The following is a 13,442-nucleotide window of genomic DNA, read 5'->3' as shown; positions in this document are numbered from 1 at the left end:
CATGGTTGCACGACAGATCCCCGACCTCCGAGCACTCGCGCGGTTCGTCACGTTCAAACCGATCGAACTGAACGGGAAGAGGCGCCGGCTCGCGTCGGCTCTCACCATCGACGATCTCCGCACGATCGCGCGCAAGCGGACTCCTCGCGGCGCGTTCGACTACACCGACGGTGCTGCCGAGGGCGAGATCTCGCTCGAGCGGGCGCGGCGATCGTATCGGGAGGTCGAGTTCAACCCCGAGGCCCTCCGGCCGGTCGCCGAGGTCGACCCGAGCACGAACATCCTGGGCGCCCGGAGCGCGCTGCCGTTCGCCATCGCGCCCACCGGCTTCACCCGCCTGATGCACAGCGCGGGCGAAGAAGCCGGTGCTGCCGCCGCCGCCCACGCCGGGATCCCCTTCACGCTCTCGACCCTCGGCACGACCTCGATCGAAGGAGTGCACGCGGTGGCACCCGAAGGGCGCAACTGGTTCCAGCTGTACATGTTCCGCGACCGGGAGATCTCCTACGAACTCGTGCAGCGGGCCCAGGAGACGGGATTCGACACGCTCTTCCTCACCATCGACTGTCCCGTCGCAGGTGCACGGATGCGCGACGTCCGGAACGGCTTCACCTTCCCCCCTCGACTCGGCGTGCGCACCTTCGTCGACGCCGCGCCCCGGCCCTGGTGGTGGTTCGACCTCCTCACCACCAGGCCGCTCGAACTCGCCTCGATCGCCGGCGCGAACGGATCGCCGGGCGAAGTCGTCTCGGGGGCGATGGATCCGACTCTCTCGATCGCCGACCTGCGTGTGCTCCGTGAGATGTGGCCCGGCAATCTCGTGGTCAAAGGGGTGCAGACCGTGCACGATGCGCGTCGGGTCGTCGACGCGGGGGCAGACGGAATCGTCCTGTCCAATCATGGCGGCCGTCAACTCGACCGCTCGCCCATCCCGTTCCACCTCTTGCCCGCCGTGGTCAGGGAAGTCGGCGACGAGACGACGATCATGATCGACAGTGGCATCATGAACGGCGCCGACATCGTCGCCGCCGTCGCCCTCGGCGCCGACTTCGCGTTGATCGGGAGAGCCTACCTCTACGGCCTGATGGCCGGCGGCCGCGAGGGCGTCGACAGAACCATCGACATTCTTCACGCAGAGATCCGCCGCACCCTCTTCCTCCTCGGAGTCGCCTCGCTCGCCGAGCTCGAACCGCGGCACGTGACTCAACTCGTCCCGGAGCGTGCCGGCGTGCGGATCTGACCGCACGTCCCGCCTCCCTGTCCTCGCTCTCCTCCGAAAGGCCTCCATGCCCAGCGTCTCCGCCCACGTCGCGCACACCCTCGCCCTATCCGTCGACCACGTCTTCGGAGTGATGGGCAATGGGAACGCCCATCTCCTGGACATCCTGGCGCGGGAGACCCAGGCGCAGTACACGGCGGTCAGGCACGAGGCGGGTGCAGTGGTCGCGGCCGACGCGTATCATCGGGCGGGCGGCGGTCTGGCTGCGGCGACCGCCACCTACGGCGCCGGCTTCACGAACACCCTCACCGCTCTGGCCGAGGCCACCCGCGCACGGATTCCGCTCGTGCTCGTGGTGGGAGACGAACCCTCGTCGGGACCCCGAGCGTGGGACGTGGATCAAATCGCATTGGCCACCGCTGTAGGCGCCCGCACGTACACCGTCGGACCAGCAGATGCCGCAGCCACCACCGCCACGGCGATCGAGCATGCGCTGACCCTGCGCGTTCCCTCGGTGCTCGCCATCCCCTACGACCTCGCCGATGCCGAAGCAGGACCGGTGCCGACGCTCGCGCCTTCTCGGCCGCCGTCGCCGATCGAGCCGAGTGGCAGAGCCGCCGAGCAGGCCCTCCGCGCGCTCGCTGCCGCCCTCTCCGGTGCCGAGCGCCCCCTGCTGCTCGCCGGGCGCGGAGCGTTCCTCGCCGGCGCCGGGCCGGCCCTCGGTGTGCTGGCAGAGGCCACCGGCGCGCTCACCGCCGGCACCGCGCTCGGCCAGGGAGTGTTCCCGGACAGCACCTACGACCTCGGCGTGACCGGCGGCTTCGGGGCAGACGGGGCGATGGAGCTGGTCCGAGACGCCGACGTGGTCGCCGTCTTCGGCGCCTCGCTCAACCAGTTCACGATGCGCTTCGGCGAGCTCTTCGCTCCCTCGACTCGAGTCTTCCAGGTCGACCTCGCCCCGGCCGCGACCCATCCTCGGGTCGACGCGTACGTGCGCGGCGACGCCGCGATGGTGGTCGACGTGCTGCTCGGCCATCTCTCGGTGATGGGAGACGGGCCGAGCACATGGCGGGAATCCGTCGACCTGACCTCCGCTCGCGCCCGTCATCCCGGCGACGGCTCGGCGGCTGACGGCCGACTCGATCCGCGTTCGGCGGCGGTCCGCATCGGCGAGCTGCTGCCGGCAGACCGGGTCGTCGTCTCCGACGGCGGTCATTTCATCGGCTGGGCGAACATGTACTGGCCGGTCGCTTCACCGGATCGCATGGTGATGGTCGGAACGGCCTTCCAGTCCATCGGATTCGGCTTCGCGAGTGTGCCGGGTGCCGCGTCGGCCAAGCCCGACTCGACCGTCGTGCTCACCACCGGCGACGGCGGCGGACTCATGGCGCTGGCCGACCTGGAGAGCGCGATTCGCAGCGCCGGCGGTCGCGGTCTGGCGGTGGTGTGGAATGACGGGGCATACGGCGCGGAGATCCACCTCTACGGGCGGAAGGGTCTCGATCAAGGACCCATGCGCATCCCCGAGGTGGATTTCGCCGCCCTGGCCGCGTCGTTCGGAGCCCAGGGCGCCGTGATCCGATCGCTCCCGGAGCTGGACGTTCTGTGCGACTGGGCGGCCCGTCCGACAGCCGAGCGACCGTTCCTGCTTCTGGACCTGCGGATCTCCGGCGACGTCATCGCTCCCTACCAGCAGGAGATCATTCGCGTGAACTCGTGAGTGCCGGCCAGCGGGGGTAGACACACACTAGGCGTCGAACGCCCCTGCACTGATCGGCAGCTGGACCGCGGATCGCTCGGCGATCATCCACCCGAGATACTTCTCGTACACCGCCTTGTGGTCGACGTGATCCAGGTAGGTGTCCAGCCCGGCACCGTCGTCGAGGATCGCCGCGACGCCGTAGTCCGCCCCGCCCGCTCGCAAGTGCAGGTTGGGGCCCACGACATACGAGCGGATCTCCGGAATCCCAGCACGCATCTCGTTCAGGGCGTCGGTCAAACGAGCGATATCGATCTCGGCGACCTCGGGCTTCCACCGGAAGCTCGCGATGTGCAGAATACTCATGTTCATCCCTTTCTGACGGTCCTCAGCGTGCAGACATCATCGTGCCTGAGGGCGCTTCTCGAGGAGGTCACGGCGTGAGACCTCCGCGATCGCGCTCCAGTCGGCGTCCTTGAGATCCGGATCGGCGAGAGCCGCGTCGAAGACCGCGACGAGAGCCGGTAGGGTCGCCGCGGTGACCCCGCCCGCCTCCGCGACATCCTGGGCGAGCCGCAGATCCTTGCGGCCCAGGGCGATGTGGAAGCCGGGCGGACTGTACTCGCCGCGTGCGATCATGCCCCCGTATCCCGAGTACACGACCCCACCGAAGAGGGTCGACGAGAGCAGTTCGGTGAAGAGCTCGGGGTCGACGCCCTGACGCTCGGTCATCGCGACGGACTCGCCGATGGCCTGCATGGCGTGGATGATGTTGTAGTTCACGGCGGCCTTCACAGCGTTGGCGACCGAGGGACGCTCTCCCAGCCGCCAGGTGCGCCTGCCGAGTGCGGCGAAATACGGCTCGAGCGTGTCGAGCACGCCCGCGGCTCCCGCGGCGAGGATGTTCAGCTCCCCGGCGGCGGCCACCGGCGGCCGCCCGAGCACCGGGGCGGCGACGTAGCGCGCCCCTTCAGCATCGAAGGCGGCCACGAGTCCGTCTGCCAGCGATGGACTGATCGAGCCCATCACGACGTGCGTGCGCCCTTTCAGCGACCGGATTGCGGCCGGGTCGAGCACTGCCCGCAGGGCATCGTCGTTGGCGAGCATGGAGAACGACAGCTCGGGCGCGAGGGCCTCTGCCGATGTCGGTGCTCGCCGCGCTCCCGCCGCGACGAGAGTCTCGATGGCGGCGGGAGAGCGGTTCCAGACCACCACGTCGTGGCCGGCGTCGAGGAGGCGCCGGGCCATGCCCGACCCCATGGCGCCCAGGCCCAGGAATCCGACGGTCGTCATGCCTGACCACGCCCGGAGGGGGTGTTCAGATGGGACTGGGAATCGCGTTCCAGGTTCAACGGCCCATCGATGGTGTAATACCGTTTCCCCGCGACGAGGAGTTCCTCGGCCGGGAACTTCGTGATCACTTCACAGCCCTCGGCGGTCACCACCACTTCCTCTTCGATCCGGGCTGCTCCCCACCCGTCGGCCGAGGGCCAATACGTCTCGAGCGCGAACACGTTGCCCTCCTGCAACAGCTCGGGATGATCGAGCGAGGTCAGCCGGGAGAAGATCGGCTTCTCCCAGATCGACAACCCCACCCCGTGCCCGTACTGCAACGCGAACGCGGCCTCCTCGTCGGCGAATCCGAACTCCTGCGCCGTCGGCCACACCGCCACGATATCGGCCGTGGTCGCGCCGGGCCGCACCAACGCGATCGCCCGGTCCATGTATTCCCGCGCCCTCGTGTAGGCATCGCGTTGAGCGGAACTCGCCGACCCCACCGCGAAGGTGCGGTAGTAACAGGTGCGGTACCCGTTGAAGGAATGCAGGATATCGAAGAACGCCGGATCCCCGGGCCGGATCAACCGGTCGGAGAACACGTGCGGATGCGGGGAACACCGCTCACCGGAGATCGCGTTCACCCCCTCCACATACTCCGACCCCAGGTCATACAAGGTCTTCGCGACCAACCCGACCGCTTCGTTCTCCCGCACTCCGGGACGCAGGAACCGGTAGAGGTCCTCGTACGCGGCATCCACCATCGACGCCGCCTGAGTGAGCAGACGGATCTCCTCCGGGATCTTCACCCGCCGCGCTTCCAGGAACACCTGCTGCCCATCGACCACCTGGATGCCCTCCTGCTGCAACGCGAACAACACCGGCAACTCGATCACGTCGACTCCGAGCGGCTGATCCGCGAGACCGAACTTCTCCAGCTCTCGTTTGATCTTCTTCGCCACCCCCGCCGCGATCTCCGCTTCCGGCGGGAACGCGCCCCGCAACGTCGATATACCCGCCCGCGCCCCCGACTCCAACCGAAGCCGCTTCGCCCCTTCGTGCGGGGCGTTCGGATCGGCATCCATCTCCGCCGTGGTCGTGTCCAACCACGGGTTGTAGAGCTGGTGATGCTTCGCCGCCGAACCGAAGTCCCACACCACAGGATCGGTATTTCGCGTCAGAAGAGCGAAACGAATCAACTTGTCCATCGCCCACGTGCCGATATGGGTCGCGCTCATATACCGGATGTTCGAGAAATCGAACGCGAGCACCGCGCCCAGATCCGAACGATCAAGCTCAGCCTTCACACGCGCCAGCCTGCCATCCCGCAACCGATCCATATCAACGCGCGCCTCCCAGTCGACGGCGTTCGTTCCGGTAGTGCCTGTGCTCTTCATCGATGTTCCTTCCTGGTTGCGCCGGTCGGCGCATTGCTGCTCGTGTCTGCTGACCGTGGGGGAACGGGCGTGTGTACGTGCCCCCACAATGCTCGAACGGGATGACTGCCTCGATTGCTGTACCTCGTCCGACGGGCCGGGTTGAACCGCATCGTGCTGCCTTCACTCAGAACGAAGCAGACCGAATCGAGATCCAAGGTCAGCTCACCTTCGGCGACGTAGACGAACCCGACTCCATCCGCGCCCAGCGGCTCGGCCTCTGCAGCGCGGCCCGGCTCCAAGACAGAGGAGGTGAGCTCGATCGAATCGATCGAAGCAACGGGTGAATCCGTTCGCGTCGGCGATGCCGGTCCCTCACGCTGTCCCAGGAGTTCGTCGAACGAAGCGCCGAGTTCGTGCGCTACCCGCATCAGGAGATCGACCGAGGGCCAGACAAGGCCATTCTCGATTTGGGAAAGGGCGCTGGCTGAGCAGCCGACGATTGCTGCCAGCTGTCTCAGACTGACCCGCTGAGAGCCGCGAAGGTCACGAAGACGCTGTCCGAGGAGGAGTTTGACCGCTTCGGTGTCGATGTGATCGATCGGCTTTGACATGACGGATCTCCTCGTCTCACCGGTGAGGCTTCCATCCGGAAGTCGTGGCGCCAACGCCGTGTGGACTATTCCACTTCCTTCGCCCTCGGCTGGGTCGTCGGCACTCATTTCTTCGGCCTGTTCATCTCCGCGAAGAGTTCGACCGAGGCATCGAGGGCATCGTCGTAGCCCAACTCGGCGAACCGGTAGAAGGCCGGTCGCCCTGTCGCCGTCACTTCTCCCGCCCGCGCAGCCTTCCGCAGCCAGTCGTGGGCGGCGTCCTGCAGCGAATCGGCGGGCACGATGGTGTTGACCAAGCCGACCTCCCGCGCGCGCTCCGCCGTGAACGGCTCCCCCGACCCGACGTTCTCCATCGCCCAGCGGGCACCGAGCCGCTGGATCAGGGGCACCTGGGCCACCATCGGCCAGATGCCGAGACTCACCTCCCGGGTGCCGATCTTCGCGCCCGGAACGCACACGGCGTAGTCGGCGATGGCGACGAGGGACGCGCCGGACGCGACCGCATCGCCGTTGATCGCGGCGACCACCGGAGTCGAGAGGACCGGCACCCGCTTCAGCAGCCCGGCGAGGGCCGTGGCGAACTCCACCGGGTCGCCTCCTGCCTTGATCGCCGGGATGTCGAGGCCGCTGCAAAAGACCTCGCCCGCCCCGGTCAGCACGATGCCTGTGACGTCGCTGTCCGCATCCGCGGCGTTCAGCTCGCGCACGAGACGTGCGATCACCTCGGGGTTCAGCAGATTGCCCTCCCCGGAGGGATTGGAGATGGTGATGGTCGTGATGGTCATGCGGAGATCCTCTCCACGTCGGCGGCGGCCGAGTCCGAGAGCACGGAGGCCGCGATGGTGTCGAAGCGCTCGGCGAGCTGATTCGCCCCGCGCGCGGTGAAGGCGACATAGAAGTCGGGCCGCACGAGGAGATGGTTCACGTCGTGCTGAGCGAACCAGGCAGCGTAGGTGCCATCGATGTCGATGACCCGGGCTCCGCTTCCGGCAGGCCCGACGGTGAGCGCCGAACCGCCGATCCCGTCCAAGATCCGGTGCCGCGTGTCGTCGAGTTCCGTCTCGTGGCCGACCGCGCTCAGGAGGAACCAGGCATCGCGCCCCACCACGTCGTCGAAGCGGCCGGTGCGGCCGCGGAATGCGACCCTGCCTTGGATCGAGGTCGTACCGGCCAGCGGGTCGTCTGCGATCCAGGTGCCATTTCCGAGCAGCACGTCATGGGTGGGTACGGGCCCCACCGCCGACTGCACCGCGTACTCCGCCTTCATCCTGGCGTCGCGGGCCGCCGCCTGTTCCGGGTCGGAGATGCAGATCACCTCTCCGAGCCCCACCGAGAACTCGATGTACCACTTCGCCTGCTCCCGGCGCTCATTGGACCATTCATCCAGCAGCGCCTGGTCGGCGGTTCCCTGGAGAACGCGGTCGAGACGCCAGACGAGGTTGACGACGTCGCGCAGCCCCGCGCACATGCCCTCTCCTGCGAAGGGCGGCATGAGATGAGCGGCATCGCCCACGAGCAGCGCCCGCCCGGCTCTCCACCGTTCGAGGTATTTCGCTTCGAAGCGCGTGACCGCCGCTCGCTCGAGTTCTGCGGTGTCCGGCCGCATGCCCCACGGCTCGAGCAGCCTCCAGACGTTCTCCTCGGATCCGAACTGCACGGGGTCCTCCCCTGGGAGCAGCATCCATTCCCAGCGCCTGCGCCCCGGGCCGCCCGGCACCACCGTGGTCGGCCGAGAGGGATCGCAGATCTGGAAATGGGCGGTGCGGTAGTGCGGGTACTCGAAGGGGCGGGTGTCGACGATGAGCCAGGTGAAAAGGAATCCGAGGTCGGTCATCTCGAGTCCCACGGATCGGCGGATGAAGCTGTTCGCCCCGTCGGCGCCGATCGCGTACGACGCCCTGATCTCACCCGTCTCACCGCCCTCGGCGAAATCGACGACCGTCGTGCCTCGCACGATCTCCCGGAAGCCCAGCGTGACGCCGTCGGCGTCCTGCTCGAACGAGACGGTCTCGCGGCCGTAGTGCACGTGCACGTTCGGCAGGGTCTCGATGAGCACGAGCAGCCGTCGTTCGAGTTCCGGCTGGTTGAACCAATAGCGGTTGTGGTAGCCGTTCGACTCCGTCGAGATCCAGTCGGGCTCGAGCAGTATCTCGTCGTCGGCGTTCAGCCAGTAGTAATGGTCGCCGTGGTGCTCGATACCGGGGTCGTTGTCGGCATCGATGCCCAGCATCCCGAGCACCCGGGCGATCTCGTGGTCGAAAGTGACGGCACGTGGTCGTCCGTACTGCTCGTGCCAGCGCTCGACGGCATGGACGGTGTAGCCCCGCCGGCCGAGCAGGATGCAGGCCATGAGGCCCACCGGACCGAGACCGTTCACGACGACATCCGCCTTGTACACCGTGCTCACGATGTTCCTTCTTTCTGCGGGACAGCGCCCGCCGGTCGTCCGCGACGCAGAGCGCGGATCAGTCTTCCGAAGATGCCCCACAGCCCCTCGGGCGCGAGACGTACCACGAGGATCACGACGAGCGCCTCGATCAACATGGCCCACTCGCCGAAGTCGGCCGTGTACTGCCGAAGTGCGAACACCACGACGGCGCCGATGAGCGGACCGTAGAGAGTTCCCACCCCACCGATCACGCACACCACGATCGCGTCGAGCACGAACTGGATGCTGAATGCCGAGGTCGGGGTGAGACTGCCCTGCTGAAGCGCGAAGAGCGCCCCGACGAGTCCGGCCAGGAATCCGCTGACGGCCCAGACAGGCAGCAGAGTGCGCACCCGTCTCACTCCGAGACTCGCCGCGCCGAACTCGTCGTCGCGCAGCGCGACGAGCCGGAGCCCCAGGGGTGAGGACACGAGCGCCGTGATGGCGAGGAGCGCCAGCACGGCGATCGCGACGGTGAGCTGGAAGAGCTCGGTGAAGCCGAGCGAATCGCTCATCGGCAGTGGGTACGACTGCGAGGCCTTTGTGAACGGCCAGTTGAGCATCCAGGCCAGAACGGCGAGGGCGACACCCAGTGTGCCGATGGCGAAGTAAGGGCCGCGGAGCCTCAGCATGGGGTATCCGAGCACCACCCCGGTCAGAGCGGAGAGGAGCGCGGCTGTGATCAGCACGAGCGGCAGCGGCAGGTCGGTATGGCTCAGGATCACGATGAGCGCGTAGCCGCCCACGCCGACGAACACTTGGTGCCCGAGGGAGAACAGGCCACCGTAGCCCCCGATCACGTTCCACGACAGCGCGAGGAGCGCGAGGAGGAGCAACTCCGTGCCCTGGTTCGCGAGCGACCGGCCCATCGCGTCGGCCAGCAGGATTGCCGCAAGCCCCACCACGAGCGGGATGATGTAGCGCGCGGCCGGAGCGACGCGGCGGCGGCGTCCGCCCGCTGGAGCTCCCCGGAGCACGTCGGGCTTCGTGCCGGAGCCGGCTGAGGTCGTCATACGCGCTGCGCTTTCGTGAAGAGACCCTGGGGCCGGATGAGCAGGATGACGACGAGCAGCCCGAACACGATGATGTCGCGATACTGCGCGCCAACGAACGCGACGCCGACCGTCTGCACGACACCGAGGATGAGGGCGCCCGCGAGGGTTCCCCGGATGCTCCCGAGACCGCCGATCACGACCACGGTGAACGCGATGACGAGCCAGGAGGTGCCACCGCTGGGCGAGACCGAGTAGGTCACCGCGATGAGGGAACCACCGATGGCCGCCACGGCGGCCGCGATGGCGAAGACCATCGCGAAGGTGCGGTTGACGTCGATGCCGACCAGACCGGCGGCCACCGAATCGCCCGCTGCAGCGCGCACGCGGTTGCCGAATCCGGTTCGTGTGAGGAGCAGATGCAAGCCGATCACGAGCGCGACACCGATGGCCGTGGCGATCAGCAGAGCGACGCGCACCGTCACTCCGAAGACCTCGACGCTTGCCGTCGCATACGGAGCCGGCAGCGATCGGGGGTTGGAGGTGAACAGCAGGAGCAGCACGCTCTGCACCGCGACGCTGATGCCGAAGGTGGCGGTCACCGGCGCATCCGCGTTTCTGGCCATGATCGGGGTGAGCACGAACCGCTGCACAGGGTAGGCGAGCGCCCCGAGCACGATCGCCGCGGGAATCGCAAGGAGCAGCGGGTCCGCTCCCAGCGCGACGACCAGCACGGAGGTGAGGTAGGCCCCCACCATGAGCAGCTCGCCGTGCGCCAGGTTGACCATGCGGAGGGTGCCGAACACCAGGGAGAGACCCAGCGCCGTCGCCGCGTAGAGGCCTCCGGTCAGGAGGCCGTCGATGATGAGTTGCACGGTATCGGCTGCAGGATTATTCGAGCCCGGGCGTCGGCACGACCACGTCGGCCGCGGCCTTGCCGTCAGCATCGAGAACCATCACCGCGTCGTTGCCGACCCATTGGGTCTGCACGGCGATCGTGGCCGCAGCGTTGTCGTCGCCGAAAGCGATGTGCCCCGCAGGGTAGGTGGCGTCGGTCGCGCCGATGGCCTGGTTGATGGCGCCGGGATCGGTGCTGCCCGCTGCGGTGATGGCATCGAGCAGCACCTTGGCGATCGAGTAGCCGTAGACGATGGTTCCGAGGTCGGAGTTCACTCCTCCCAGCTCGCCCGAGAACTCGTCGATGAACTCGCCCTCGCGGTCGAGCCCCATTCCTTCGGCGAACCAGTTCGCGGCGAGCGTGCCATCGGCAAGCCCCCCGCTGAGCTCCGGGTAGCCACCCGTGTTGCCGGCCTTCTCGAGGAAGAACAGCTCGGGGTCGTAGCTCTGCGCCTTGAACTCCTTCAACAGCGCGATGCCGTCGGGTGGGATGACCTGGGAGATGATGATGTCCGCATCGGCCGCCTTCGCCTCGGCGACCTGGCTGGAGAAGTTGGTGTTGCCCACCGGAAACTGAGCCTGGTACACGAGGTCGTAGCCGAACTCCGCGGCCTTCTCGGCCCAGAGTCCGCCCATGACGATGCCGTCCTCCTCCTGATCGGTGAAGAGCGCCACCTTCTTGTTGGTCTCGACCAGGTCGGCCGTCTGGAACTGCGTGTCCGTCATCTGGTCCTCGTCGAAGAAGACGTCCCAGGCCCACTTCCAGCCATCGGGATTGCCGCCCTTCCAGGCTTCGAGCGGTGTGATGGTGAACAGAGCGGGAATGCCCGCCTGTTCCGCCGCCGACGACACCGGGATGCTGAGCGGCGGGGTGGCTGGACCGAGCAGCGCCACGACCTCGTCGTCCAGGATGAGGTCGCGCGCCTGGGAACCGGCCGTGTCGCCTGTCGACGCGTTGTCCTGAACCACGAGTTGCACCGGGCGCTTCGTGCCGTCGACGTCGAGGCCTCCGGCATCGTTCACCTCGTCGACGGCCTTCTGGTAGCCGGTCTGGAGTGAGGTTCCGAAGGCCTGGAGAGGACCGGTGAGAGGAAGGCTCGCTCCGATCTTCACTGGGTCCCCCCCTCCTTCTTGTCCGCCTCCTCCGCTGGAGGCGCAACCGGCGAGAACGACACTCGCGGTCATGACGACGGCCGTCGTCATCGCGAGCCTACTGGTGGTGAATTTCATCTGCGGACTCCTTCGTCGCTTCATGGATGCTCGGTGCGGGTGGTTCGGGTCGGGCGGCTGGTTCAGAGATCGGTGCCGAGGTAGGCCAGGCGTAGGGCTTCGTCGGAGAATGCGGCGGGGTCGCCGCGGAAGACCACTCGACCCTGCCGGAGGACGAGCGCCTCGTCGGCCAGCGCGAGGGCGCGGTGCACGTTCTGCTCGATCAGGACGACCGCCGTTCCCCAGGCGGCGATCTCGTCGACGGCCTCGAGCAGACGGTCGACGACGACAGGAGCAAGCCCCAGCGAGAGCTCGTCGAACACGATGACCTTCGGCTCGGAGGCCAGGGCGCGACCGATGGCGACCATCTGCTGTTCCCCACCGGACAGCGCGCCCGCAGCTCGGCCGGACAGCTCGGTGAGTTTCGGGAAGAGTTCATGGATCCGGTCGAGCGACTGGTGAGTCGATCGCGCCCCGACGCCGAGCTCGAGGTTCTCGCGCACGGTCAGATCGGCGAAGAGCCGACGGCCCTCGGGAACGAGGGCGAGACCCTTCCGTACGCGCTGGAAGGAGCTGAGCTGGTCGATCGGGGCGCCGTCGAGCGACACCGTACCGGATCGGATCGGGATCATGCCCGCGAGCGACTTCGCGAGGGTCGACTTGCCGGCGCCGTTGGCGCCGAGCACCGCCAGCACTTGTCCGGCGTGCAGCTCGAGGTCGACGTCGTGCAGCACCGTCGCCTGCCCGTAACCCGCTGTGAGCCCGGTCGCGGTGAGTCGGGCCGGGCCCCCGGCGGGCCTCGGCGCGCGTCGCGCAGGCCCGTCGGCGGCGCTGCTCTCCCCGAGGTAGATCTCGACAACCCGCGGATCGGCCGCCACCTCGGCCGGCGATCCCTCGGTGAGTTTCTGCCCCCACTCAAGCACGACGATGCGCTCGGCCAGCTGATGGAACACCTCCTGCACGTGCTCGACGATCACGAGGGTGCGACCCTCGTCACGGATCAGCGCGACCAGGGCGATCAGCTCGTCGAGGTCGCGGGTGTTGAGGCCCGCCGCCACCTCGTCGAGAAGCACCAGTTTCGGATCGAGCGCCAGCACCCTGGCCAGTTCGAGTCGCTTCATCTCTAGCAGCCCGAGCTCGCCCGCGGGGTTGTCGGCCTTCGCCGCCATCCCGCTCATCTCGAGTGCCTTCTCGACGAGGTCACGTCGCCGTGCGCGCGGTGCGGTCTGGGCGGCGACGCGCACGTTCTCGCGAACGGTGAGCCTGCGGAACGGCTTGGGAATCTGGTGTGCGAGGCCGACCCCGAGTCGTGCCATCGCGGCCCGATCGGCCGATCTCATGCTGCGCCCCGCCACCACCAATTCGCCGCTGGTCGGGCGCTGGGCACCCGCGAGCAGGGACAGGAAGGTCGACTTGCCGGCGCCGTTCGGGCCCATGATGCCCACCACCTCGCCCTCGTGCACGTCGAGGTCGATGCCCGAGACGGCCTTCACGCCACCGAAGGTCTTCGTGACGCCGGCCGCGTGGATGAGAGAAGTTCGCGGCGCAGCTGCGGCACCCCGCGTGCCCGAATGCTGCTTCGTCTCCATTGATATCGCCTCTCGCCCGTCGTGCCTGACTGCTCTCTGCACGAACCCTGCACTCGTGTGCACGTGCACTCGTGTGCACAATAATGATGATGGCCGGCCGCGATGTCAAGCCGTATTCGTAATCCGTGCGCGATCCGGGAGAGG

General features: G+C 67.7%; 12 protein-coding genes. 2 read left to right on the top strand and 10 right to left on the bottom strand.

Going from position 1 to position 13,442, the window contains the following annotated elements; genetic code table 11:
• Position 1 precedes the first annotated feature (1 nt).
• A complete protein-coding gene (locus BLW00_RS21360; protein WP_092558086.1) occupies positions 2 to 1,240 on the top strand; it encodes an alpha-hydroxy acid oxidase in 1,239 nt (412 codons plus the stop codon).
• 46 nt (positions 1,241 to 1,286) lie between these two features.
• Positions 1,287 to 2,939, top strand: coding sequence for a thiamine pyrophosphate-binding protein (locus BLW00_RS21355; protein WP_092558084.1), 1,653 nt, complete (start codon positions 1,287 to 1,289; stop codon positions 2,937 to 2,939).
• Positions 2,940 to 2,966: 27 nt separating this feature from the next.
• On the opposite strand, the gene BLW00_RS21350 is transcribed toward BLW00_RS21355, so the two are convergent.
• The 10 genes from BLW00_RS21350 to BLW00_RS21305 all read right to left on the bottom strand — a co-directional run bounded on the left by BLW00_RS21350 (position 2,967) and on the right by BLW00_RS21305 (position 13,298).
• A complete protein-coding gene (locus BLW00_RS21350; protein WP_175494521.1) occupies positions 2,967 to 3,284 on the bottom strand; it encodes a Dabb family protein in 318 nt (105 codons plus the stop codon).
• A 36-nt stretch (positions 3,285 to 3,320) separates the two neighbouring features.
• Positions 3,321 to 4,211: an NAD(P)-dependent oxidoreductase gene (locus BLW00_RS21345; protein ID WP_092558080.1), complete on the bottom strand. Its 891-nt coding sequence runs from the start codon at positions 4,209 to 4,211 to the stop codon at positions 3,321 to 3,323.
• A complete protein-coding gene (locus BLW00_RS21340; RefSeq protein ID WP_245741733.1) occupies positions 4,208 to 5,431 on the bottom strand; it encodes a M24 family metallopeptidase in 1,224 nt (407 codons plus the stop codon). The genes BLW00_RS21345 and BLW00_RS21340 overlap by 4 nt, the downstream gene beginning before the upstream one ends.
• Before the next feature lie 155 nt (positions 5,432 to 5,586).
• The gene (locus BLW00_RS21335; RefSeq protein ID WP_175494519.1) at positions 5,587 to 6,183 is read right to left on the bottom strand and encodes a helix-turn-helix domain-containing protein; all 597 of its coding nucleotides are present in this window, start codon (positions 6,181 to 6,183) and stop codon (positions 5,587 to 5,589) included.
• Between the two features lie 104 nt (positions 6,184 to 6,287).
• Positions 6,288 to 6,968: an enoyl-CoA hydratase/isomerase family protein gene (locus tag BLW00_RS21330; protein ID WP_092558074.1), complete on the bottom strand. Its 681-nt coding sequence runs from the start codon at positions 6,966 to 6,968 to the stop codon at positions 6,288 to 6,290.
• Positions 6,965 to 8,590, bottom strand: a complete 1,626-nt coding sequence (gene mhpA, locus BLW00_RS21325) for a bifunctional 3-(3-hydroxy-phenyl)propionate/3-hydroxycinnamic acid hydroxylase MhpA (protein WP_217634468.1) — start codon at positions 8,588 to 8,590, stop codon at positions 6,965 to 6,967. The genes BLW00_RS21330 and mhpA overlap by 4 nt, the downstream gene beginning before the upstream one ends.
• A complete protein-coding gene (locus BLW00_RS21320) occupies positions 8,587 to 9,624 on the bottom strand; it encodes a branched-chain amino acid ABC transporter permease (protein WP_092558072.1) in 1,038 nt (345 codons plus the stop codon). The genes mhpA and BLW00_RS21320 overlap by 4 nt, the downstream gene beginning before the upstream one ends.
• Positions 9,621 to 10,478 carry a branched-chain amino acid ABC transporter permease gene (locus BLW00_RS21315; RefSeq protein ID WP_175494517.1) on the bottom strand — a complete coding sequence of 286 codons (858 nt, stop codon included), beginning with the start codon at positions 10,476 to 10,478 and terminating at the stop codon, positions 9,621 to 9,623. The genes BLW00_RS21320 and BLW00_RS21315 overlap by 4 nt, the downstream gene beginning before the upstream one ends.
• Positions 10,479 to 10,494: 16 nt before the next feature.
• Complete coding sequence (locus tag BLW00_RS21310) at positions 10,495 to 11,730, bottom strand: ABC transporter substrate-binding protein (RefSeq protein WP_217634467.1); 1,236 nt, start codon at positions 11,728 to 11,730, stop codon at positions 10,495 to 10,497.
• Between the two features lie 62 nt (positions 11,731 to 11,792).
• A complete protein-coding gene (locus BLW00_RS21305; protein WP_092558068.1) occupies positions 11,793 to 13,298 on the bottom strand; it encodes an ATP-binding cassette domain-containing protein in 1,506 nt (501 codons plus the stop codon).
• Positions 13,299 to 13,442: the final 144 nt, after the last annotated feature.

The organism is Herbiconiux ginsengi (assembly GCF_900107435.1).
Taxonomy (GTDB): domain Bacteria; phylum Actinomycetota; class Actinomycetes; order Actinomycetales; family Microbacteriaceae; genus Herbiconiux; species Herbiconiux ginsengi.
The sequence above is the reverse complement of the archived record's forward strand: the minus strand, read 5'-3'. Positions and strand labels throughout refer to the sequence as shown.

Bases quoted from the DNA above. Each gene is read 5' to 3' on its own strand.
- BLW00_RS21360 (WP_092558086.1), top strand. From the start codon at position 2: ATGGTTGCACGACAGATCCCCGACCTCCGAGCACTCGCGCGGTTCGTC.
- BLW00_RS21355 (WP_092558084.1), top strand. From the start codon at position 1,287: ATGCCCAGCGTCTCCGCCCACGTCGCGCACACCCTCGCCCTATCCGTC.
- BLW00_RS21350 (WP_175494521.1), bottom strand. From the start codon at position 3,284: ATGAGTATTCTGCACATCGCGAGCTTCCGGTGGAAGCCCGAGGTCGCC.
- BLW00_RS21345 (WP_092558080.1), bottom strand. From the start codon at position 4,211: ATGACGACCGTCGGATTCCTGGGCCTGGGCGCCATGGGGTCGGGCATG.
- BLW00_RS21340 (WP_245741733.1), bottom strand. From the start codon at position 5,431: ATGAGCGCGACCCATATCGGCACGTGGGCGATGGACAAGTTGATTCGT.
- BLW00_RS21335 (WP_175494519.1), bottom strand. From the start codon at position 6,183: ATGTCAAAGCCGATCGATCACATCGACACCGAAGCGGTCAAACTCCTC.
- BLW00_RS21330 (WP_092558074.1), bottom strand. From the start codon at position 6,968: ATGACCATCACGACCATCACCATCTCCAATCCCTCCGGGGAGGGCAAT.
- BLW00_RS21320 (WP_092558072.1), bottom strand. From the start codon at position 9,624: ATGACGACCTCAGCCGGCTCCGGCACGAAGCCCGACGTGCTCCGGGGA.
- BLW00_RS21310 (WP_217634467.1), bottom strand. From the start codon at position 11,730: ATGAAATTCACCACCAGTAGGCTCGCGATGACGACGGCCGTCGTCATG.
- BLW00_RS21305 (WP_092558068.1), bottom strand. From the start codon at position 13,298: ATGGAGACGAAGCAGCATTCGGGCACGCGGGGTGCCGCAGCTGCGCCG.